This is a genomic window from Streptomyces smyrnaeus (assembly GCF_017676345.1).
Classification (GTDB): domain Bacteria; phylum Actinomycetota; class Actinomycetes; order Streptomycetales; family Streptomycetaceae; genus Streptomyces; species Streptomyces smyrnaeus.
Map to the genome: position 1 here is coordinate 438,948 of NZ_JAFFZM010000001.1, position 22,139 is coordinate 461,086.

15 protein-coding genes and 1 riboswitch are annotated in these 22,139 nt (G+C 72.0%); of the genes, 4 read left to right on the top strand and 11 right to left on the bottom strand.

Annotated elements, in window-relative coordinates; translation table 11 throughout:
- Positions 1–208: 208 nt before the first annotated feature.
- Together JW613_RS01980 and JW613_RS01985 are read left to right on the top strand one after the other, a co-directional pair.
- Positions 209–1,030 carry an SAM-dependent methyltransferase gene (locus JW613_RS01980; RefSeq protein WP_209208929.1) on the top strand — a complete coding sequence of 274 codons (822 nt, stop codon included), beginning with the start codon at positions 209–211 and terminating at the stop codon, positions 1,028–1,030.
- Complete coding sequence (locus JW613_RS01985) at positions 1,027–3,210, top strand: putative bifunctional diguanylate cyclase/phosphodiesterase (RefSeq protein WP_372447884.1); 2,184 nt, start codon at positions 1,027–1,029, stop codon at positions 3,208–3,210. Before JW613_RS01980 ends, JW613_RS01985 begins: the two co-directional genes overlap by 4 nt.
- 18 nt (positions 3,211–3,228) lie before the next feature.
- Here the strand turns inward: JW613_RS01985 and JW613_RS01990 are convergent, their stop codons facing one another.
- From JW613_RS01990 to JW613_RS02005, 4 genes are all read right to left on the bottom strand, one after another.
- Positions 3,229–4,164, bottom strand: a complete 936-nt coding sequence (locus JW613_RS01990; RefSeq protein ID WP_209208930.1) for an alpha/beta fold hydrolase — start codon at positions 4,162–4,164, stop codon at positions 3,229–3,231.
- 68 nt (positions 4,165–4,232) lie between these two features.
- The gene (lacZ, locus tag JW613_RS01995; protein WP_209208931.1) at positions 4,233–7,424 is read right to left on the bottom strand and encodes a beta-galactosidase, LacZ type; all 3,192 of its coding nucleotides are present in this window, start codon (positions 7,422–7,424) and stop codon (positions 4,233–4,235) included.
- Between the two features lie 33 nt (positions 7,425–7,457).
- Complete coding sequence (locus JW613_RS02000; RefSeq protein WP_209208932.1) at positions 7,458–9,173, bottom strand: sensor histidine kinase; 1,716 nt, start codon at positions 9,171–9,173, stop codon at positions 7,458–7,460.
- Between the two features lie 257 nt (positions 9,174–9,430).
- Positions 9,431–10,123, bottom strand: coding sequence for an alpha-ketoglutarate-dependent dioxygenase AlkB (locus JW613_RS02005; RefSeq protein ID WP_209208933.1), 693 nt, complete (start codon positions 10,121–10,123; stop codon positions 9,431–9,433).
- Between the two features lie 133 nt (positions 10,124–10,256).
- Here JW613_RS02005 and JW613_RS02010 point away from each other — a divergent pair, with 133 nt between their 5' ends.
- Positions 10,257–11,066: a tyrosine-protein phosphatase gene (locus tag JW613_RS02010; RefSeq protein ID WP_209208934.1), complete on the top strand. Its 810-nt coding sequence runs from the start codon at positions 10,257–10,259 to the stop codon at positions 11,064–11,066.
- A 39-nt stretch (positions 11,067–11,105) separates the two neighbouring features.
- Positions 11,106–11,329: riboswitch (cobalamin riboswitch) on the top strand.
- Between the two features lie 161 nt (positions 11,330–11,490).
- Positions 11,491–13,836, top strand: coding sequence for a 5-methyltetrahydropteroyltriglutamate--homocysteine S-methyltransferase (metE, locus tag JW613_RS02015; RefSeq protein ID WP_307865753.1), 2,346 nt, complete (start codon positions 11,491–11,493; stop codon positions 13,834–13,836).
- A 140-nt stretch (positions 13,837–13,976) separates the two neighbouring features.
- Here the strand turns inward: metE and JW613_RS02020 are convergent, their stop codons facing one another.
- The 7 genes from JW613_RS02020 to hpnE all read right to left on the bottom strand — a co-directional run bounded on the left by JW613_RS02020 (position 13,977) and on the right by hpnE (position 22,039).
- Positions 13,977–15,356, bottom strand: a complete 1,380-nt coding sequence (locus JW613_RS02020; protein ID WP_209208935.1) for an aspartate aminotransferase family protein — start codon at positions 15,354–15,356, stop codon at positions 13,977–13,979.
- Positions 15,353–15,595 carry a hypothetical protein gene (locus JW613_RS02025; protein WP_209208936.1) on the bottom strand — a complete coding sequence of 81 codons (243 nt, stop codon included), beginning with the start codon at positions 15,593–15,595 and terminating at the stop codon, positions 15,353–15,355. The genes JW613_RS02020 and JW613_RS02025 overlap by 4 nt, the downstream gene beginning before the upstream one ends.
- A 63-nt stretch (positions 15,596–15,658) precedes the next feature.
- On the bottom strand, positions 15,659–16,681 hold the full coding sequence (gene hpnH, locus JW613_RS02030) for an adenosyl-hopene transferase HpnH (RefSeq protein WP_209208937.1): 1,023 nt from the start codon (positions 16,679–16,681) through the stop codon (positions 15,659–15,661).
- Positions 16,682–16,688: 7 nt separating this feature from the next.
- Complete coding sequence (locus JW613_RS02035; RefSeq protein ID WP_209208938.1) at positions 16,689–17,354, bottom strand: phosphorylase family protein; 666 nt, start codon at positions 17,352–17,354, stop codon at positions 16,689–16,691.
- Positions 17,354–19,354 (bottom strand): squalene--hopene cyclase, encoded by a 2,001-nt coding sequence (gene shc / locus JW613_RS02040; protein WP_209208939.1) that lies wholly within the window; start codon positions 19,352–19,354, stop codon positions 17,354–17,356. The genes JW613_RS02035 and shc overlap by 1 nt, the downstream gene beginning before the upstream one ends.
- Before the next feature lie 53 nt (positions 19,355–19,407).
- Entirely contained in the window at positions 19,408–20,595 is a 1,188-nt protein-coding gene (locus JW613_RS02045; protein WP_209208940.1) for a polyprenyl synthetase family protein, read from the bottom strand.
- Positions 20,582–22,039 carry a hydroxysqualene dehydroxylase HpnE gene (gene hpnE, locus JW613_RS02050; protein ID WP_209208941.1) on the bottom strand — a complete coding sequence of 486 codons (1,458 nt, stop codon included), beginning with the start codon at positions 22,037–22,039 and terminating at the stop codon, positions 20,582–20,584. The genes JW613_RS02045 and hpnE overlap by 14 nt, the downstream gene beginning before the upstream one ends.
- Between the last annotated feature and the right edge of the window lie 100 nt (positions 22,040–22,139).

Here is a 22,139-nt window from a genome sequence, read left to right on the forward strand (position 1 = left end):
ACGCTCTTGCAACTCGTTCGCAATTAGACTGATTAAATCACGGGGCCTGCGGTGCGCTATGCCCCGATACCTCCCGGCTGGGCTGTCAAGGCCCGCGCAAGATCCAGCCCCAGTAACGCTGTTTCCTTCCACGCGCCGCTTCTCGGTCAGTAGCCTCAGGGCCCCGACCGGAACTCCCCGGTGAATGAAGCGAGCTGGAGACCCTTCGATGGAACGTCCCGCCTGGGCCCCGCAGGGCATCGACCTCACCGTGCCGAGCGTGTCGCGGATGTACGACTACTACCTGGGCGGGTCGCACAACTTCGAGGTCGACAGGGAGACGGCACGGCGGGCGATCAGGGCCTGGCCCGGACTACCCAAGATCATGCAGGCCAACCGCGCCTTCATGCGCCGGGCAATCCGCTTCGCCGTCCAGGAGGGGATCACCCAGTTCCTCGACATCGGCTCGGGCATCCCCACCTTCGGCAACGTCCACGAGGTGGCCCACGCACTCGACCGCGACGCACGGGTCGTCTACGTCGACAACGACCCGGTGGCCGTCGCGCACAGCCGCGCGGTGCTGGAGGGCGACAGCAGGGTGGGCATCGTCTCGGCGGACTTCCGCTCACCGCAGGACATCCTGGAGAGCCCCGAGGTGGAGAACCTGCTGGATCCCCGCCGGCCGGTGGTGCTGATGCTCGTCGCACTGCTGCACTTCATCGAGGACCGCGACGAGCCCCGCAAGTGCGTGGCGGAGCTGGCCCGGCACCTGGCGCCCGGCAGTCTGCTGGTGCTCACCCACGGCTCCCCCGAGGGCGGGCCCGTGCGCGACGGCGGCGCGGCGCTGCAGGAGGTCTACAGCACCGCGAGCGCCCCGCTGGTCATCCGGTCCAAGCAGGAAGTGGCGGAGTTCTTCGAGGAGTTCGAGATGGTGGAGCCGGGTCTGGTCGCAGTGCCGCGCTGGCGCCCCGACAGCCCCACGGAGCACGAGGACCCCGTCGTCTTCGGCGGATTCGCGGGAGTGGGCCGTAAGGCGGGATTGTCCGAGTGACCTCCCAGGACGAGCCCGCGCAGCACGAGGGGCATACGAGCTCGACACACGGCGGCACCGGCCCGGCGGAGGGCGAGGACGGACCGCGCCGCTTCGCGCGGATCTGGAGCCGCACCGTCTACCCGGCCACCCAGACCTCGCTCTCCCGAGCCGAGCTGGAGGACTTCCTCCACCCGCTGGCCATCCGGCTGGGAGAGGCGCTGCACGCCTACCCGTTCAGCCCGGCACCCGCCCGGGAGGTCGGCGAGGTGCTGGTGAACGAGGCGCACTGCACCAGCCCCGACGCGCTGCCGCACATCCTCGGCGTCGTCGAGTCGTATCTCGTGCTCTACGCCGGAACGCCCGGCTCGCTCGGCGTCGACGAGGCCCGCTCGCGCTGCGCCCGGCTCCAGCACGCCATCGCCGCGGGCTTCGCCCTCGCCCTGCGCGAGCGCACCTTGGCCGAGCAGGAGGCACTCTCGCGTGCGGCGCTGGCCGCGCAGACCGCCGTCGAGGAGGCCCTGCACGCCTCCGAGACCCGGTTCCGTGCCGTCTTCAAGGAAGCCACGATCGGTATCGGCATCGCCGACATGAACGGCCGGCTGCGCGACGCCAACGGCGCACTGGCGCGGATGTTCGGGCACTCCGAGGAGGAGATGCGCCGCCGCAACATCAACGACTGGGTGCACCCGGACGACGCCCCGGACGTGTGGCGGCTGCACCGCGAGCTGGCCGCCGGCCGGCGCGACCACTTCCGCGTCGAGAAGCCCTACCAGCGTCCCGACGGCACCGTGCTGTGGACCAATCTGACGGTCTCGCTGCTGCGGGACGCCGACGGCGAACCCCGCTACCAGCTGGCCCTCATGGAGGACATCACCGAGCGCCGCCTGCTGCATCTGCGGCTGCGCTACGAGGCGACCCACGACGAGCTGACCGGGCTGCCCAACCGCACGCTGTTCGCCGAGCGCCTGGACCGCATCCTGACGCCCGGCAACGGGGTGGCCCGGTTCGGGCTGTGCTATCTGGACATCGACGGCTTCAAGACGGTCAACGACAGCCTGGGCCACGCCGTGGGCGACCAGCTCCTGGTCGCCGTCGGCGAGCGCCTGCAGTCCTGCACCACGGCGCCCGCACACCTGGTGGCCCGCATCGGGGGCGACGAATTCGCCGTACTGATGTCCGACCCGCAGGGGACGGAGGAGGTCACCGGCCTGGCGCGGGCGCTGCTGGCGGCGCTGGCGACCCCCATCTCGGTGGACGGGCGCGAGCTGTCCGTACGCGCCAGCATCGGCATCGTCGAGGGCGCCTCCGGTCAGCTGGAGCCCGCCGAGGTGCTGCGCAGCGCCGACATCACCATGTACCGGGCCAAGGACTCGGGCGGCAACCGCTACGAGCTGGCCGACCCCGACTCCGAGGCCCGCGCCATAGACCGGCACAGCCTCACCAACCGGCTGCCCGCCGCGCTGGAGCGGGACGAGTTCTTCCTGGAGTACCAGCCGCTGATCCGGATGAGCGACGGCCGGGTGGACGGGGCCGAGGCACTGGTGCGCTGGAGGCATCCGGTGCACGGCCGGCTCGGCCCGGACCGGTTCATCCCGCTGGCCGAACACACCGGGCTGATCGTGCCGTTGGGTCGCTGGGTGCTGGAGCAGGCGGTGGCGCAGACCTGCACCTGGGCGAGCGGACAGCCGCTGCGCGTCAACGTCAACCTCTCCCCCCGGCAGCTGCACCACCCGGATCTGGTGCCGGACACCATCGCCGTGCTGGAGGCCGCGGGCGTGGCGCCCTCCTCGCTGTGCCTGGAGGTCACCGAGAGCGCGCTGATCGGCGCGGACGAGGACGAGCTCAAACCGCTGTGGCAGCTGGCCGAGATCGGCGTCGACATCGCGCTGGACGACTTCGGCACCGGCTACTCCAACCTCGCCAATCTGCGCAAGCTGCCGGCGACCACGCTCAAGCTGGACCGCTCCTTCACCCAGGGCCTCCAGCGGCATCCGGCCGATCCGGTGGACCTCACCTTCGTGGAGGGCATCGTCTCGCTGGCGCACGCGCTCGGGCTGGCCGTCACCGTCGAGGGGGTGGAGACCGAGAGCCAGGCCGACCAGCTGCGCAACCTGGGTTGCGACACGGCGCAGGGCTGGTACTACGCGCGTCCTTCCTCGCCCGGCGAGTTCGCCAAGGAGTGGACGACGACGGGCTGACGCGGCACGCGCGGCAGGCTAGGGCGCCAGATCCAGGTGGCTCTCGAACCACTCGACCAGGTCGGCCTCGACCTCGTCCCGGTTGGTCTCGTTGAGGATCTCGTGCCGTGCGCCGTCGTAGGCGCGCCAGCTCAGATCGCGCGTACCCAGGTAGCGGAAGTCCTCCAGCAGTTCGTAGACGAGCGTCATGCCCTGGTTGCACGGGTCCTGGTCGCCGACGGCGATGTGCACGGGCAGTCCGCGCGGAATACGGGCGAACTGCTCCGGGTCGTTGATCTTGCGGGAACCGCGCACCCAGTCCAGGGCCAGGCCCGCGCCGAACGGGAAGCCGCAGCGCTCGTCCTGGGCGTAGGCGTCGACCTCGGCCTCGTCGCGGGAGAGCCATTCGAAGCCGGTGCGGTGCTCGAACGGGTCGTTGAAGGAGCTGAACAGCACCGCGGTGAAGTCGGACGGTGCGTCCCTGCCCCGCTCGGCGATCTCCCGCTCCAGCCGCTGCACGGCGGCTTCGGTCTCGCAGCCGGGCAGCGAGCGGAAGGTGCCCGACAGCACCAGCCCGGACAGCCCCTGGCCGTACTCCTGTGCGTAGTCGCGGGCGAGCTGCGAGCCCATGCTGTGCCCGAGCAGGAAGAGCGGGGCGTCGGAGGGCATATGGGCACGGACCCGGTCGCCGACCTCCTTGAGATCGGCGACCGTGGTCCGCCAGCCCTCGGCGCCCACGGCGCCGTAGCCGCCGGTGTGCGCGGCCGTGCCGCCGTGCCCCCGGTGGTCGGAGGCGACGACCGCGTAGCCGCCTGCCGTCAGCCGGCGGGCGAACCGGTCGTAGCGCAGCGCGTGTTCGGCGGCGCCGTGCGCGAGCTGGACCAGGGCGCGGACGTCGCCCTCGGGGAGCCAGGTGTAGGTCGCCACCCGGGTCCCGTCCGCCACGGTCGTGAAATCGTCCCGCCGCTCCGCCACGCTCGGCTCCTCTCCGCTCGCCTGCCGCGTTCTTCCACGCGCCTGCCGCGTCCGCTACCGCCCGCGGATCACCGCACCGCGCGCAGGCGGTAACCGTAGCGGTAGGTGCGGTCCGCGTGAAGGAGGTACTTCTCCAGCGGAGCGGCGCCCCACGAGTCGTTGCCGCCGACGCCCATCTGCCGGTGGTTGACGCCGAGCACCGTCTCCTTCCTGGGCTTCAGCTCGTAGGGGTGCTCAGGTCCGTCGAGGTCGGCGGGGGTGTACCGCAGGGCGCCGAGCTCCAGATGATCGCCGTCCTCCGTGGTGACGCGCAGCCCCGAGCCGTGTTTGCCGGTCAGCTCGCCCCAGCGCACACCGATGACGTTGCCGCACTCCTGCGGGCGTACGTACGGCGTGAACCGGTCCGCCACCTCGGAGCGGTGGCGGCCCACCCGGGCCCCGGTCGCACGGTCCTGGTAGTTCTCCTGCGGGCCACGGCCGTACCAGCTGAAGGTGGACAGCCCGGCGGGGAGGGTGAGCAGCGCTCCGACCACCGGCAGATCCGGCAGGCCCTTGCCGGGCTCCAGGGTGTGGGCCACGCGCACCTCGCCGTCGCCGCGCACGGTGAAGACGGTGCTGTACGCGCTGGTCGTGGGCGCGGTGGGCAGGGTGCTGCGGACCTCGACGGTGACGACCGAGCGGCTCTCGCGGGCCACCTTCACCTCGTTGGTGGTGCGTTTGCGGCCCGCCTCCTTCCACGTCTTGGCGGTCTGATGGAAATTCCGGCCGCGGTCGTTGTCGGTGGGGGCGCGCCAGAAGTTGGGCACCGGGCCCTCGGTGAGCAGGACGACGCCCTTGTGCCGGAAGTCGGTGAGGGTGCCGCTGGTCTTGTCGAGGGTGAGGGTGAAGTCCCGCCCGGAGACGGTGACCTGCTTGTCGCTCTCCTCGTACTCGACAGGCGGCAGCTTTCCGTCCCCGGGCTCCCGGGGGGCGGGCGCCTGCCACGCCTTGAGCTGGAACTGGCCGCCGGCCACCTCGTGCCCCGCCTCGGCCCAGGAGGTGCCGTGCCGCAGCACGAGGGAGAGGTCGAGCCAGTACTCGGCGCCCGGCCGGGGCCGCCCGGGCCGGTCGAGGGGCAGGCGTACGGTGCCGGTGCCGCCGGGCCCGGTACGGGGCGGCCGTACGGTGCCGTGCTGGACGCGCTCGCCGTCGCGGGTGACCTCCCAGCGCAGCTCGTAGGCGTCGAGCCCGCTGAACAGCTGCTTGTTGGTGATCTCCACCTCGCCGTCGGCCGCCTTCTTTCCCGCGAAGCCGATCGGCTGGTACACGCGTTTGACCTCGTGCATTGCGGGATTGGGCGTGCGGTCGGAGCGCACCACGCCGTTGCAGCAGAAGTTGCCGTCCGTCGGATAGCCGGGAACCCAGTCGCCGCCGTAGGACAAATAGCTGCGGGAGGCGTCGCCGGGCACCGGCTTCTTGATCGTCTGGTCCACCCAGTCCCAGATGAAGCCGCCGTGCAGGTTGGGGTACTTCTCGAAGAGGTCCCAGTACTCCTGCAGATTCCCGGTGCTGTTGCCCATGGAGTGCGCGTACTCGCACAGCATGAACGGCTTCTCGTTGCCCGACCTGCCGTACTTCTCGACCTCGTCGGGCTTGGCGTACATCCGGCTCTCCACATCGGCGACGGAGCTCATGCCCTCGTAGTGCACCGGCCGGGTCGCGTCGCGCTGGTGGAACCAGTCGGCCATCTTGCGGAAGTTGTCGCCGCTGCCCGCCTCGTTGCCCAGCGACCACAGCACGACACAGGGGTGGTTCTTGTCGCGCTCCAGCATGCTGCGCGCCCGGTCCAGGCATGCCTCGGTCCACTCGGGGAGGGAACCGGGGAGGGTGTCGCGGACCTCGTGGGTCTCCAGATTGGTCTCGTCGACGACATACAGGCCGTACTCGTCGCACAGCTCCAGCCAGCGGGGCGAGTTGGGGTAGTGCGAGGTGCGCACGGCATTGATGTTGTGCTGCTTCATCAGCTTGATGTCGCGCAGCATCGTCTCTTCCGGTACGGCCTGCCCGTGCACCGGGTCCGTCTCGTGCCGGTTGGTGCCCGCGAAGAGCAGCGGCTTCCCGTTGATCTCCAGTTTGCCGGGGCCGAACGTCAGCTTGCGGAAACCGAACCGCACCCGGTGGACCTCGCTGCGGTCGCCGCCGGGGTCCCGCACGCTCAGCACCAGCGTGTAGCAGCTGGGGCTCTCGGCCGACCACAGCTGCGGCCGGTGCACCGTGCCGGTCAGCTCGACATCGGCGATGCCGCCCGCCGGAGGTTCGGCGCTGCCGGTGAGGGGGCCGGTCCGCACCCGGTGCCCGTCCGCGTCGTAGAGGACGCCGGTGACGGTGTACTTCCCTGCCGTCCCGCCCGTGGTGTCCCGTATCCGGGTGCGGACGGTGAGCTCTGCCGTGGTGAGCGCGTCGTCGAGCGCGGTGCGCACCTCGGCGTCGTGGAGGTGGACGCGGGGCACGGAGTACAGATACACGTCGCGGAAGATCCCCGACAGGTCGATCATGTCCTGGTCTTCCAGCCAGCTGCCGTCCGACCAGCGGTAGACCTGTACGGCGAGCGTGTTGTCGCCGTCCTTCAGATGCTCGCTGATGTCGAACTCGGCCGGGGTGTAGCTGTCCTCGCTGTAGCCGACCTGCTCGCCGTTCACCCACACGAAGAAGGCCGACTTCACCCCCTGGAAGGAGATCAGGGTGCGCCTGCCGCGCCAGCCGCGCGGCACCTCGAAGGTGCGGCGGTAGGAGCCGACCGGGTTGAACTCCTTGGGTACGGCCGGTGGTTCGGGCTTCTCGTACCCCGTCCAGGGATACTTGATGTTCAGATAGATGGGCTCCCGGTAGCCGTGCATCTCCCAGTTGGAGGGCACGGGCAGCCGGTCCCAGTCGCCGTCGTCGTAGTCGGCGGCCTGGAACCCCTCCGGACGCCGGGCGGGGCTCTCCGACCAGCGGAAGCGCCAGTTCCCGTTCAGCGAGCGGTAGTACGGGGAATCCTCGTGCCTGCCCTTGAGCGCCGATCGTGGGTCGCGGTAGGGGATGAGGGCGGTGCGTGCCGGTTCGCGGTTGACCTGGAAGACGGTGGGGTCGGCGTCCCACTCCCGCCCCTCGGGGTCCGCGGCCGGTCTCCGGCGCCCGGCGGCGAAGGCCGCCTTCTGCTCACGGAAGGCGGCCAGACCGGCCACCGCACCACCGGTCGTTGCCAGAAAGCTCCGTCGTGCCCATGGCTTCGCATCCATGGCTCCACAAGACACCACAGAGCCAAATGGATATCAACGCTTTCGCACAGCTTCTTTCAGGACGGGTCCACTCCTCTCCCGGTGCCGACCGACGCCCTCCGCCAGGCTCGCGCCCCGTCGGAAAGCCGCCGCCGACCCCGGAGCTCCCTTCGCCGGCAGCTCGCCGTCGCCGCGTACCGCGCGGGAGTCCCGCGCCTGCGGGACGGCACGGTTCCGCGTGGGCAGCGGCGGGCGTCCCGCGGTCTCGGCGCCACCGTCCCCCTCCGCCGCGGCAGGCGCCCCGAAGGGCAACGGTGCGGCCGGCCCCCGCCCCTTCCCCCGGGCCCGGGCGCGGGGCCGCGGATCGGTACCGGCTCCGGGGCCCGCGTCCCCGTCCCCGTCCCCGTCCATCTCCGTCTCCGGCGCGGGGGCGGGTTCGGGCGCGGGTTCGGGCGGGACGGCCGGGGCGTCCTCCCGGGACCGGCCCAGCAGGCGCCCGGGCAGCACCGCGACAGCCTGCACACCGCCGTAGATGTTGTGCTGCAGTTGGACGACGATGCCGTGCCGACGCGCCAGGGCCGCCACGACGTAGAGGCCGATACGCCCGTCCCGCACCAGCTCGGGCACGTCGATGCCCTCCGGCTCGGCGAGCACCGCGTTGAGGCGGTGCTGCACCTCGGGGTCCATGCCCGGCCCGCGGTCCTCGATCTCGACCGCGAGCCCGGCCGTGACGCGCTGGGTGCGCACCAGTACCTGCGACCGGGGGTCCGAGAACGCCGTGGCGTTCTCGACGAGTTCGGCCAGCAGATGGATCACATCGGCGACAGCGTGCCCGCGCACCAAACCCTCGATCGGGGGCACCAACTGGATGCGCGTGTAGTGCTCGACCTCCGCGACGGCCGAGCGCAGCACCTCGGAGAGGGAGACCGGGCGGGTCCAGTGGCGGTGGGCGAGGGCGCCACCGAGCACGGCGAGGTTCTCCGCGTGGCGCCGGGTGCGGGTGGCGAGGTGGTCGACGTCGAAGACGCCCTTGAGCAGGTCCGGGTCCTCGACCTTGTTCTCCAACGCGTCGATGAGCTCGATCTCCCGGTGCACCAGGGACTGCACCCGATGGGCGAGCTGGACGAAGACCTCGGCCCGCTCCGCACCGCCACCGCGCGGTCGGGCCGCCAGCGCGACCGCCTCCACGACGGCCGACTCCGCGGCGCACTGGGCGAGCGCGGCCTGATGGCCGAGCAGGTCCAGCGCGTCGCCGACCGGCTCGTCCCCGGGAGCGGGGGTGCGGGTGACGGGCCGCTCGCCGTGCCGCAACGTCCACAGCATCGAGCGGAGTTCGGCCTGGCCCCGTACCAACGACCGCCGCAGCGCGGCACACCGTGCGGCCGTACCACGCGCTTCGGCCGCGGCGAGCACCCCTTGGACGCCGAGCACCGCGCAGACCAGCACGGCCCCGGTGATCAGCACCGCCCACAGCAGCGCGCCGAGCTGTCCCGCACCGGCCCCGCCCCGCAGCACGCAGCCGACCACGACGGCGCCGATGACCGCGACCAGCCCCGAGGGGAGCACGGCGAGCCGTACCAGGCGACGGCGTACGGCGGCGTCGCCCACGCCCTCGCGTGGCCGGGCCTGCGTCCGGGGCCTGCCGTGCCGCCGCCGTGCGGGGACGTTTCTCCCGGTGGTTCGGGTCGGTGGAGCGGCCGGGGCGGCGCGGGAGACGGTGCGTGGTTCCCCGTTTCCGTTCTGCGCCGGGTGGCTCGGAGATTCGGGCATGGGTTCCTCGGAAGAGTTGAGGCAGGTGAGAGGCCGACGAGCCGCGAAGGGGCCGGCCGGGCCAGCAGGCCGCTACCGCGGAGGTGGGAGGGAGGCGTCGACCGCTGGTCACGCTAGCCCGCGGTCCCGCCCCGCCCTGGCCCTTGCACCGGATTCGCCAGGGTTCGCCAGCTCCCAACGAGTGAAAGCCGATGGATTCCGCTTGACAGCCGGCGCCCGCGCAACTCGGCGCCTCCCGCGCCCCCTTCGCGCGCGGGTCAGTACGCCCGGACGGTGACGTTCACCCGTCCCCGCAGCCCCAGCGCGGGCGGCGCCGAGCCGGGCTCGGTACGGGGCACGCCGTGATACGCCAGCCGCGCGGGCCCGCCGAAGACGAAGGCGTCCCCGCTGCGCAGCTCCACGTCCCTCCCCCAGACTTCGTCCGGGGGGACCCCCAAGGGCCGCCCCCGCCCCTCGGTGTTTCCGAACCGGAAGACGCAGGCGTCCCCGAGGCTGAAGGAGACGACGGGCGCGGCGGAGCGCTCGTCGCTGTCCCGGTGCATGCCCATGCGCGCGCCGTCACCGTAGAAGTTCACCAGCGCGATGTCGTACTCGACGGCACACGGCACGGCTCCGAACACCGGCTCCCCGGCCACCTCGGCGGCGGCGTCCACGGCGGCCCGTGCCCACCGGCCCAACCAGTCGGGGAAGGGCTTCACCGGCTCTCCGCCGCCGTCCACGACAGTGGCGGCGTAACCGTACGGATACCAGTGCCGTCCCAGGCTGACCTGCCGCACCGACATCCGCGAACCGTTGGGCATCCGTACCGTCCGCAGCCCCGCGGGCGGCACCGCCCACCGCCGGCACGCCGCGAGCAGCTCGCGCTGCGCGCCGGGCGCCAGCCGACGGGGCAGATGCACGGCTCCCGCGGCGACCTGCACCGCAGGCGGAGGGAACAGCTCCTCGCTCACCCGGCCAGCGTACGGCCTCCCAGCACAGGCGGGACCGGGCGCCGGGCGGCGGGGCGTCGTCGTGCAAGTCACCACGCAAGGACTGATCGCCTCAGGCATCCATGCCTTATGGTCGAACGGACGGTCGTCGCAGATGCTGGGAGCGCGCGTGAGTGTGGAGTCCGCCGAGACGGTGCTGACGGGGGTACGCAACTTCCGGGACGTCGGTGGCCTGCCGACGGTGGACGGGCGCCGGGTCCGGCGCGGGGTGCTCTTCCGCAGCGGGCACCTGGCGCAGGCGACGCCCGAGGACGCCGCCTTCCTCGGCGAGCTCAAGCTGCACACGGTCTTCGACTTCCGCAACTCCGCCGACCAGGCGCTCGACGGCCCCGACATCGAACTGCCCGGCGTCCGCAACGTCAATCTGCCGCTCTCCGACCCGGCCGACGGCGCCGAGTTCTGGAAGATGGTGCGCGACGGCGAGCTGGACCAGCTCCGGGCCGTCCTCGGCGACGGGCTCGCCGCCCGGCGGATGACCGACTCCTACCGCACCATGATCCGCGAGCGCACGGCCGAGCACAGCCGCATCCTGCACGCGCTCGCCGAGGACAGTGTGCCCGCGCTGATGCACTGCGCGGCCGGCAAGGACCGGGCGGGCCTCTCGATCGCCATCACGCTGCTGGCGCTCGATGTCGAGCGGGCCGCCATCGAGGAGGACTACCTCCAGTCCAACCAGCCGCACCGGCGCTACAAGGTGTACCGCAGCAGAAAGTCCAAGGCGGGGATGTCGCCGGAGGTCATGGAGCTGCTCGCCCCGCTCTTCGATGCCCGCGCCGCCTATCTGCACGCGGCCTTCGAGACCATCGACGAGACGTGGGGCGACGTGGAGACCTATCTGGCGCAGGGCCTCGCGCTCTCCCCCGCCACCCGCGCCCGGCTCAAATCCCGCCTCCTGGAGCCGTAGGCACCACCCGCCACTGGCCGCACCCGGCGCGCCCCCGGCTATGCTGGCCGTGCAGCTGGTTCGCCCCGTCCGCCAGGCGGGAGGCGTCGTAAGAGGGAACCCGGTGTGAATCCGGGACTGCCCCGCAGCGGTGAGCGGGAACGACCGCCGTCACACGCACTGGACCGAGGACCGGTCCGGGAAGCGACGGCCAGTAGATGCCCGCCGGGAGACCGGCAGGCGTGCCCGCGAGTCCGAAGACCTGCCCGCTGCCCGTACGCGTCCACCCGCGTACGGTCCTCCCGGAGACCTCGAGGGCGGGTCGGAGAGCACGCGCACAAGGCGACGGACACCAGCCACGCGTCCGTCCGCACCGTGTCGCCGCCATCCCTTCGCGTCCTCGTCCCGTTCCGGGAGCGCTGAGACACTCGCGAAGGAGAGTTGCGTGACAGCGACAGCAGCGAACCCGGGCGCCACCGCCCCGACCGCGCCGGTGCGCGCCACCGTGCACGGCTACCCCCGGCAGGGGCCGAACCGTGAGCTCAAGAAGGCCGTCGAGGGGTACTGGGAGGGCCGCGTCACCGCCGAGGCCCTGCACTCCACGGCCGCCGAACTGCGCCGCGGCAACTGGCGGCAGCTGGCCGACGCGGGCATCGACGAGGTGCCCACCGGGGACTTCTCATACTACGACCACATGCTGGACACCACCGTCATGGTCGGTGCCCTCCCCGAGCGGCACCGCGCAGCGGTGGCGGCCGATCCGCTGGCCGGCTACTTCGCGATGGCCCGCGGTACGCAGGAGGCGGCGCCGCTGGAGATGACCAAGTGGTTCGACACCAACTACCACTACCTGGTGCCCGAACTGGGTCCGGACACCGTCTTCCGGGCGGACGCCGGCAAGCAGACGGCCGAGCTGGGGGAAGCCCTGGCGCTGGGCGCCGCGGCGGCCCGGCCGGTACTCGTCGGCCCCGTCACCTATCTGCTGCTGGCCAAGCCGGCGCCCGGGGTCGCCCCCGACTTCGAACCGCTGACACTGCTGGAGCGGCTGCTGCCGGTCTACGCGGAGCTGCTCGCGGACCTGCGTGCCGCCGGTGCCCGATGGGTGCAGCTGGACGAGCCCGCACTGGTGCAGGACCGCACCCCTGGCGAGCTGGCGGCGGCCGGGGAGGCGTACCGGGCCCTCGGCGAGCTCGCCGACCGCCCGCGGCTGCTGGTGGCCTCCTACTTCGACCGGCTCGGTGAGGCGCTGCCCGTGCTGGCGAAGGCGCCCGTGGAGGGGCTGGCCCTCGACTTCACCGGTCCGGCCGCCGCCAACCTGGACGCGCTCGCCGCGGTCGGCGGGCTGCCCGGCAAGCGGCTGGTCGCCGGCGTCGTCGACGGCCGCAACGTGTGGATCAACGACCTCGAGCGGTCCATGGCCACCCTCGCCACCCTGCTGGGCCTCGCCGGGCGGGTCGATGTGGCGACCTCCTGCTCGCTGCTCCATGTGCCGCTGGACGCACGGGCCGAGCGCCGGATCGATCCGCAGGTCGCCCGCTGGCTGGCGTTCGCGCGCCAGAAGGCGGCCGAGGCCGCCACCCTGGCGCGCGGCCTGACAAAGGGGACCGGCGCGATCAGCGCCGAGCTGGCCGCCAACCGCGCCGACCTGGCCTCCCGTACGGCCTCGCCGCTCACCCACGACAAGGCCGTACGGGCGCGCAGCGCCGCCGTCACCGAGGCGGACACCCGCCGTGCGCTCCCGTACCACCGGCGAACGGCGGCACAGCGCACCCGGCTCGGTCTGCCGCCGCTGCCGACCACCACCATCGGCTCGTTCCCGCAGACGGCCGAGCTGCGCAGGGCCCGCGCCGATCTGCGGGCCGGCCGGATCGACGAGACCGCCTACGAGCAGCGGATCGCGGCGCAGATCCGGGAGGTGGTCGCCTTCCAGGAGCGGGCCGGACTCGATGTGCTGGTGCACGGCGAGGGCGAACGCAACGACATGGTGCAGTACTTCGCCGAACAGCTCACCGGGTATCTCGCCACCCGGCACGGCTGGGTGCAGTCGTACGGCACCCGCTATGTGCGCCCGCCGATCCTCGCCGGAGATGTCGCCCGCCCGCGGCCGATGTCGGTCCGCTGGACGCAGTACGCCCAGTCGCTGACCTCCCGCCCGGTCAAGGGCATGCTCACCGGTCCGGTCACCATGCTCGCCTGGTCGTTCGTACGGGACGACCAGCCGGTGGCCGAAACGGCGCGCCAGGTGGCGCTCGCGCTGCGCGACGAGGTGTGCGAGCTGGAGGCCGGCGGGGCCGCCGTCATCCAGGTCGACGAGCCCGCGCTGCGCGAGACGCTGCCGCTGCGCGCGGCCGACCGGCCCGGATATCTGGCGTGGGCGACGGCCGCCTTCCGGCTCGCCACCAGCGGGGTGCGCCCGGACACCCAGATCCACACCCATATGTGCTACGCGGAGTTCGGCGACATCATCGGGGCGATCGAACAGCTCGACGCCGACGTCATCAGCCTGGAGGCGGCCCGCTCCCATATGCAGGTGGCGGACGAGCTGGCGGGCCACGGGTATCCGCGTGAGGCGGGCCCCGGCGTGTACGACATCCACTCACCGCGCGTTCCCGGTCCCGAGGAGCTGGCGGCCCTGCTGCGCAAGGGACTTACGGCCATCCCCGCCGACCGGCTGTGGGCGAACCCCGACTGCGGTCTGAAGACCCGCGGCTGGCCGGAGGTCCGTGAGGCGCTGCGGAACATGGTGGCCGCCGCCCGCACGGTGCGCCGGGAGCTGCCGCGCCAGAGCTGACCCTCTGGGGCCTGCGTACCCCGCGCATGGAGAGGTGCGCGGCTGGTCACGGGCTGCCCCGTCCTGTGCGTTGCAGGCTGCGGCGTACACCGTGGCTGGTCGCGCCGTTCCCCGCGCCCCTTCGGGGCGCGGGGAACCCCTCAGCGGTTGGCCACCGCCTGGCGGACCAAGGTGCGCCCGAAGTCCCACATCAGGCCGCCGTTGTGCGCGTCCTCCATGACCTGCGTGAACGCGCTCACGAAGCGGTCCACTTCGGCCTCGCCGATCACCAGCGGCGGGATCAGCTTGATGACCTCCAGATGGTCACCGGAGACCTGGGTGAGAATGCGGTGCTTCTGCAGCAGCGGCACGACGACCATCTGTGCGAACAGCCCCTTGCGCGCGGCCTGGAGCATCGTCCAGCGGCTGCGCAGCTTCAGCGATCTGGGCCGGCCGAACTCGATGCCGATCATCAGCCCCCGACCGCGCACCTCGTGCAGCAGCTCGTAGGTGTCCACGAGCGCCGCCAGCCGGGTGCGCAGCAGATCGCCGGTGCGGCGGGCGTTCTCGGTGAGGCGTTCGTCGTCCATGACGGCGAGGGTGGCCAGACCCGCCGCCATGGCCTGGGCGTTGGCGCCGAAGCTGGCGGAGTGGACGAGCACCCGGTCCATGGACGAGTAGACCCTTTTGAAGATCCACTCCTTGCCGAGCGTCGCACCCACCGGGACGTAGCCGCCGGACAGCGACTTGGCCACGCACACCAGGTCGGGCTCGACGTCCTTCTCGTGCTGGTAGGCGAAGAAGTCCCCGGTACGGCCGAGCCCCGTCTGCACCTCGTCGACGATCAGCAGTGCCCCGTACCGGTGCAGCAGCTCCCGTGCGGTGCGCAGATAGCCGGGCGGTGCCGCGTGCACACCCTTGCCCTGGACGGGCTCGACGACCAGCGCGGCCACGTCCTTCTTCCGCAACTGACGCTCCAGCGCCTCCAGATCGCCCAGCGGGACGGAGGTGTCGGGCAGCAGGGGAGCGAAGCCGTCGCGGAAGCCGTCCTCGCCATTGACGGAGAGCGACCCGGCGGTCAGTCCGTGGAAGGCGTGGGCGCAGTACAGCACCCTGGGCCTGCCGGTGGCGCAGCGGGCGAACTTGAGCGCGGTCTCCACCGCTTCGGTGCCGCTGTTGCCGAAGAAGACCCGGTCGAGCTCCGGCGCGTACGAGAGGAGCTTCTCGGCCAGCAGTCCGGGCAGTGGCTGGCAGTCGAAGCGGGTGAGGTCGGCCAGCTGTGCGTCCAGTACGTCGTGCAGTGCCTCCCGTACGACCGGATGATGGCGGCCCACGCCCATGACACCGAAGCCGGCGAGCATGTCGAGGTAGTCGTTGCCCTCGGCGTCGTAGAAGTAGGCCCCCTCCGCCCGCTCGTAGACCTTGTCGAAACCGATGGTGCGCAGCATGCGCGGCAGCTGGTGGTTGAGGTGGCGCATGTGCAGCTCATAGCGCTCGCCGCCCCGTTCGGCCAGCAGCTTCGTCAGGTCGAAGCCGGTCACGCCATACTCCCCTCACCCGTGCGGGCCACGCCCACGCGTGCCGCACCCCGCGGGCCCTTCGCGCTCTTCGGCCGCCGGCGCCCGCACCCGGCCCGGCCGCCCTCCTCGACAGGCGCCGGGTCCGCCCACGCGGGGTGACCCCAGGGACTGGCCTCGGCCCGCAGCCCGGCGGGTGCCCGCTGCCCGGCGGACAGCGCGTCGAGGTCGGGTAGCCCGTCGACGGGCTCCGGCAAGGACATGGTCGGCCCCCCTGCTCCAGCGGTTCGGTCCGGTGATCCGGGGCGGTGGCGGCGCCCGGTGCGTCAGCGCGACGGGCTTCCCGCGGTCTCACGGGCGGCGCGCAGGGACTCCTTGAGGGAGCCCATGGTCGCAAGTACGGCGGTCGGCTCGTAACCGCAGTGCGCCATGCAGTTGGCGCAGCGGGGGTCCTTGCCACGGCCGTACTTGTCCCAGTCGGTCTCCTCCACCAGCTCACGGTACGTGGGCACATAGCCGTCGCTCATCAGGTAGCAGGGGCGCTGCCAGCCGAAGAGGGAGTAGTTGGGAATGGCCCATGCGGTGCAGTCGAAGTCGGCCTTGCCCTCCAGGAAGTCGAGGAAGAGCGGGCTGTGGTTGAGTCGCCAGCGCTCCCTGTTGCCCCCGGAGAACGCCTTCTTGAACAGCTCCCTGGTCTGTTCGACTCCGAGGAAGTGCTCCTGGTCGGGGGCCTTTTCATAGGCGTAGGCGGGCGAGACCATCATCTCGTCCACCTTCAGTTCGTCGTTGAGGTAGTTGAGGACCTCGACGACGGTCTGCGGGGTGTCGGTGTTGAAGAAGGTCGAGTTGGTGGTGACCCGGAATCCGCGGCGCTTCGCCTCCTTCATCGCCGCCACCGCTTCGTCGAAGACGCCCTCCTTGGCGACGGATTCGTCGTGCCGCTCCCGCAACCCGTCGATGTGCACGGCGAACGCGAAATACGGGGAAGGCTTGAACTCGTCCATCTTCTTGCGCAGCAGCATGGCGTTGGTACACAGAAAGACATATTTGCGCCGGGCCACCAGCTGCCGCACGATCTCCCCGATCTGCGGGTGCATCAGCGGCTCGCCACCCGCGATGGAGACCATCGGCGCACCGGATTCCAGCACCGCTCCGACCGCCTGGGCCACCGGCATCCGCTGCTTGAGCACCCCGGCCGGGTGCTGGATCTTTCCACAGCCCTCACATTTGAGATTGCAGGCGAAGAGTGGTTCGAGCTCCACGATCAAGGGGAACTTCTCCCGCTTGCGGAGCTTCTGCTGAAAGAGATACGTCCCGATACGGAGTGTCTGGCGGAGCGGCATGGCCATTTCTGGCTCACCTCCAGGGGAGCAGCAGGGATCGGTGCCATTCAAGGAATGCGGGCAGGACACCGCGAAGGACGCGGAATGCCGATATTCCACCCCGCAGTGTCCCGATGCGGATCAGTTCATGGCCCGGAGCGTCCACCACCACCCGTACGGCCGCAACCGGACGCCGGGCCGTGCCCGCGGCGGCGACGTCCAAGGTGGCGGCGGACTCCATGTCGGCGGCGATGGCTCCGGCGTCGTGCAGTGCGGTTCTGGCCTGGCCCCGCACCACCTGGTCGGTGCCCGCCAGAGTGCCCACGTGGACCGTGCCGTACCGGGCCAGCGCGACGGCCAGCAGTTCGGTTCCGGTGCAGGGCGTATGTCCCCGCGCGTCGCGGGTCTGTGCGGCCACGACCAGGTCACCCGGCCGCATCCCGGGCACCAGCCCCGCACAGAAACCGGTGGCCAGTACGGCGGTGCCGCCGGGCACGGTCTCCTGGGCGAGTGCCCGGGTCGTGGCGCGCCGCGCGGCCTGGGCGCCCATTCCGCTGCACAGCAGCCGCACGTTGTCGGGGCCGGTTCCCCCGTTCGGGTCGGGGATGCCCGGGCCTCCCAGGCCGCGGCGCAGCGCGAGGTGCTCGATGCCGAGCGCACACGTCAGCAGCAGCGGGTGGGGGGCTGCCGGGCTCTCCATCACACGTCCCGCCGCACGACCCGCTCCAGGCCGTCACCGTGCAGATAGCGCCCCAGGGCGGTGAGTGGGAAGACCATCCGGTAGAGGTGGTAGTTGATCGAGAAGTCCCAGGGGAAGCCGGTGCCGGTGAAGTACGGCTCGTCCCAGTAGCCGTCCTCCCGCTGGGTGGCGGCCAGCCATTCGACACCGCGTTCGACGGCCTTGCCGTCCTTCTCACCGGCCGCCAGCAGCGCCATCAGCGCCCACCCGGTCTGCGACGCGGTGGAGGTGCCGTTGGCGGCCCACTCGGAGTCGATGTAGGAGCGCAGGTCCTCTCCCCAGCCTCCGTCGTCGTTCTGGACGCTCTCCAGCCAGTTGACGGCGCGCCGGATGGCGGGGTGCGAGGGGGGCATCCCGGCAGCGACCAGCGCCGGTACGACGGAGCCCGTGCCGTAGAGGTAGTTGACGCCCCAGCGGCCGAACCAGGAGCCGTCGGTCTCCTGTTCGGCCAGCAGCCAGGAGATGGCCTTGCGGGTGCGCGGGTCGTGCTGCTTGCCCTCGGCGGCCAGCATCTCCACCACATGCGCCGTCACATCGGCCGACGGGGGGTCGATGACCTCGCCGAAGTCGCAGAACGGCAGCCGATTGGGGAACTTGCTGGTGTTGTCGACGTCGAAGGCGCCCCACGCGCCGTCGCTGGACTGCATACCGAGATTCCAGCGCACTGCGCGGCCGATGGCCCGCTCGACCCGCTCGGGGTCGGGGTGCTGGATGCGGCGCAGCGCCAGTGCGACCTCGGCGGTGTCGTCGGTGTCGGGGTAGTTGTCGTTGTGGAACTCGAACGCCCAGCCGCCGGGGACCAGTTGGGGACGGCGCACGGACCAGTCGCCGGGCCGTACGACCTGCTCGCCGAGCATCCAGTCGGCCGCCTTGACGAGTGCGGGGTGGTCGCGGGGCAGTCCGGCGTCGGCCAGCGCGATGGACGCCAGGCAGGTGTCCCACACCGGGGACTGGCACGCCTCGACCATCCTGGTGTGCTCGTCGGGCCAGACGGCGAACCGGTCCAGCGATTCCAGTCCGGCCCGCATCACCGGGTGGTCCAGGTCGTAGCCGAGCAGCCGCAGCGCGATCAGCGAGTAGACGGCGGGCGGCTGGATGCCGCCCCAGCAGCCGTCGTTCTCCTGGCGCTCGATGATCCAGCGTGAGGCGTCCTTGAGGGCCGCGCGGCGCAGCCGGCGGGAGGCCACCTTGCGGTAGGCGTGCAGCGCGCGGTCGATCCGCTGGAAGGCGCCGTCCCAGGTGGTGGCGGGCGCCATCGGGGTGTGCGGCAGCGGGCGGGCGGGATCGCGGTGCAGCTCGTCCAGCCGGAAGGTCGCGGGATGGACGGGGCGGAAGGCGGAGACGACGGTGAGGGGCACGATGGTCTGCCGGGCCCAGCAGCCGAAGTCGTAGATGTTGAGGGGCACCCATTTGGGCAAGTAGATGATCTCCGGGGGCAGCTCCGGCAGGTCCTCCCAGCGCCACCAGCCGAACAGGGCGAGCCAGATGCGGGTGAAGACCCTGCTGCGGGCCACTCCCCCGCGCTCGCGCACCCACTGTGCGGCGCGCGTCATATGGGGTGCCTCGGGGTCGTCTCCCGCGAGCTTGAGGGCCACATATCCCTCGACGGTGGCGGACAGGTCACCGGGACCGCCGTAGAAGGTGGCCCAGGTGCCGTCCGCGCGCTGCTGCGAGCGGATGAACCGGGCGGCCGCTGCGGTGGTGCGCTCGTCGCGGACGCCGAGGAACTCGCGCAGCAGCAGGTCCTCGGCGTCCATGGTGATGTTGGTTTCCAGGTCGCCCTTCCACCAGCCGGCCTCGTCCTGGCGGGCGAGCAGATGGTCGACGGCGCGGGCCGCGGTCCGCTCCGCCAGCGCGGTCACACCGCCGGTTCCCGCAGGGGCCGCGGTGGCAAGGTCGCGCTCTTTGTTCTTCGTTCCGGAGACGCCGGGTCCAGCGGGTCCGTCCGTCGTGGCTGTCATCCCTTCTCCTTCCGAAGTGTCCGATTGCTCGGAGCGGCGAGTGGGAGTTGTGCTCACCCCCGCCGTACGACGACGAAGTCGGCGAGTGCGGCGAACCGGTCGCGCACCCTGCCCGGCATCTCGACCGAGTCGAGCGCCGCCAGGGCCGTGGTGTGCTGGCGCTGGGCCTCCTGCGAGGTCCACTCGCGGCCGCCGGCCTCCTCGATCAGCGCGGCCCGCTCGGCGAACTCCGCCTCCTGGAAGTCCTCGAACTCCGCCTGGCTCTTCTTGGCGTCCTCCGTCATCAGCTTCGCGAGCCGCGCCGCGGCGGGGCCCTGGGAGCCGAGTGCGGCGGCGACGGGCAGCGACTTCTTGCGTTGCCGCAGGTCGCTCCAGGTCTGCTTGCCGGTGGCCTGGGGGTCGCCCCAGATGCCGAGCAGGTCGTCGACGGCCTGGAAGGCGAGGCCCAGATGGTGGCCGTAGGCCTCCAGCGCGTCCGCCGTGCGGTCGTCGGCACCGCCGAGCACCGCGCCGATGGAGGCGGCGCAGGCCAGCAGCGCGCCGGTCTTGTTCCCCTCCATCTCCAGGCATTCCTCCACCGTCACCAGGTCGCGGTGCTCGTAGGAGATGTCCTGTGCCTGGCCGTCGATGAGCTTGCGGGTCGCCACCGTGAGCCGCCGGGTGGCGCGCCCGGCCTCCACCGTGCCCAGCTCCAGCAGTATCTCCCCGGCGAGTGCGAACAGCGCGTCTCCCACAAGGATGGCCTGCGCCGGCCCGTGCACCTTCCAGACCGTGTCGCGGTGGCGGCGCTGTTCGTCGCCGTCCATCAGGTCGTCGTGCAGCAGCGAGAAGTTGTGTACCAGTTCGACGGCGACGGCGCCGGGGATACCGGTCTGCGGCGGGCCGCCGGTCACCTCGGCGGACAGCAGCGCCAGCGCGGGCCGTACCGCCTTGCCGCCCGCGGCGTCCGAGGGGCGGCCGTCGGCGTCGATCCAGCCGAAGTGGTAGGCGGCGACGGTGTCCATCGGCGGGGCCAGCCGCTCGACAGCAGCGCGCAGTACCGGGGTGGAGAGGGTGCGCCCACGCTCCAGCAGTGCGCTCACGTCCCTGCCGGCCTCTTCGCCCTTCACGCCCTCGTCGTCCTCGTTCACGAGTTGTTGGTTCGGCGGGGTCACAGGGTCTCCTCTGTGCGGTGCTGTCGTGCTGGCTGTGCTGGCCGGGATGCCTGGGCCGGCCGGACCTACTGCGTCAGTGGTGCTCATGGGCCCTTCCTTCGATGCCGGGGACCGGTTCCGACCCGTACGGGCGGCCCAGTGCGACGAGGGCTTCGCGCGCGGCTGTGGCCCCACTGCGGACAGCGCTTTCCATGGTCGCGGGCCAGCCCGTGGCGGTCCATGCGCCCGCGAGATAGACGCCGGGGGCCGAGGTGCGTGCCGCGGGGCGCAGCCGCCCGACCCCGGGCGCCGGGTCGAAGGTGGCGGTGCGCTCCCGGGTGACGAAGAAGTCCCGCACACCGGCGCCCCTGGCGGCGGGCAGCAACCGCTCCAGCTCGGGCAGGTACCGCTCGCGGAGCGCGGCGACCGGCAGGTCGATCTCGTCGTGCGCGACCGACTGGGAGAGCGCCAGATACTGGCCGCCGCCGGTGAGGCCGGAGGCCGCGGTGCGGTCGAAGACCCATTGGACGGGTGTGCCGAGTGCGGCGAAGAAGGGTCTGCGCAGCACCTTGCGGTCGTAGACCACATGGACGTTGAGGATGGGCGCCGTGCCGATGTCCAGCAGCCTCCCCGGGTCGGCGAGGGCGCCGGCGGGCAGCAGCCGGTGTGCCTCGCGCTGCGGGACGGCGAGCACGACCGTGCCGGCCGCCAGTTCGTCGGCGCCGCTGCCGCCCTGATCGACCGTCACCCGCCAGCCGCCCTCCTCGGCGGCCTCGACGGCTCGCGCCCGGGTACGCAGCAGGATGCGCACCCCGGCCTTCTCCAGCGCCGTGCGGGCGAGGACGTCGTGGATGTCGCCGAGCGGGACGTGCGAGAAGCCGATGTCGGCGGCCCCCGGTTCGGAGAGCAGACCGGTCTTGAAGACCATCGCCGCCAGCCCCATGGAGGCCTGCGGGGCGCGGGCGTTGAGGGTGGCGGTGCCCACCAGGTCCCACAGCGCCTCGACGGTGCGGGCCGACTGGCCGTGCCGGTGCAGCCAGGTGCCGAAGTCGATGGCGTCCAGCGCCGGGTCGGCCGGGTCGAGCCCCTTGAGGGCGAGCGCCGCGCGGGCCACCGCACCGCGTTCGGCGAGCGAGAGGTGCGGATAGCCGGCCAGGCTCGCCGCCAGGTGCAGCGGTACGGGCAGCGCGGTGCGGCGCAGCCGTCCGAGCCGGGGGCGGCCGCCGCCGACGTCGAGGACCGGCACATCCAGCCGGTCCTGCAGCGGGGCGAGCCCGGCGGCGCCCACCCGGTCCAGGAACCAGCTGTAGGCGGTGCAGCAGCGCAGATGGACGTGCTGGCCGTTGTCGACGGTCAGTGGTCCGGCGGCGGAGTCGCGCCGGAAGGAGAAGGCGAGCCCGCCCAGCCGGGGGCGGCTCTCCACGAGGGTGGTCTCCACTCCCGCCTCGGCCAGCCGCAGCGCGGCCGTCGTTCCGGCCAGACCGCCGCCGAGGACCACGGCGCGGCGCGCCCCGCCCGACCGCTCACCGGACCGCACATCGTCCGCCGTCATGGACGCTCCTCCCCCTGGGTCCGGTGCGTGGGTGTGCTCCGCTTCCGCTGGGACGCCCCACCGTCGCGGCGGGTTGCCCGGCGGCGGGCCGGCAGCGGCG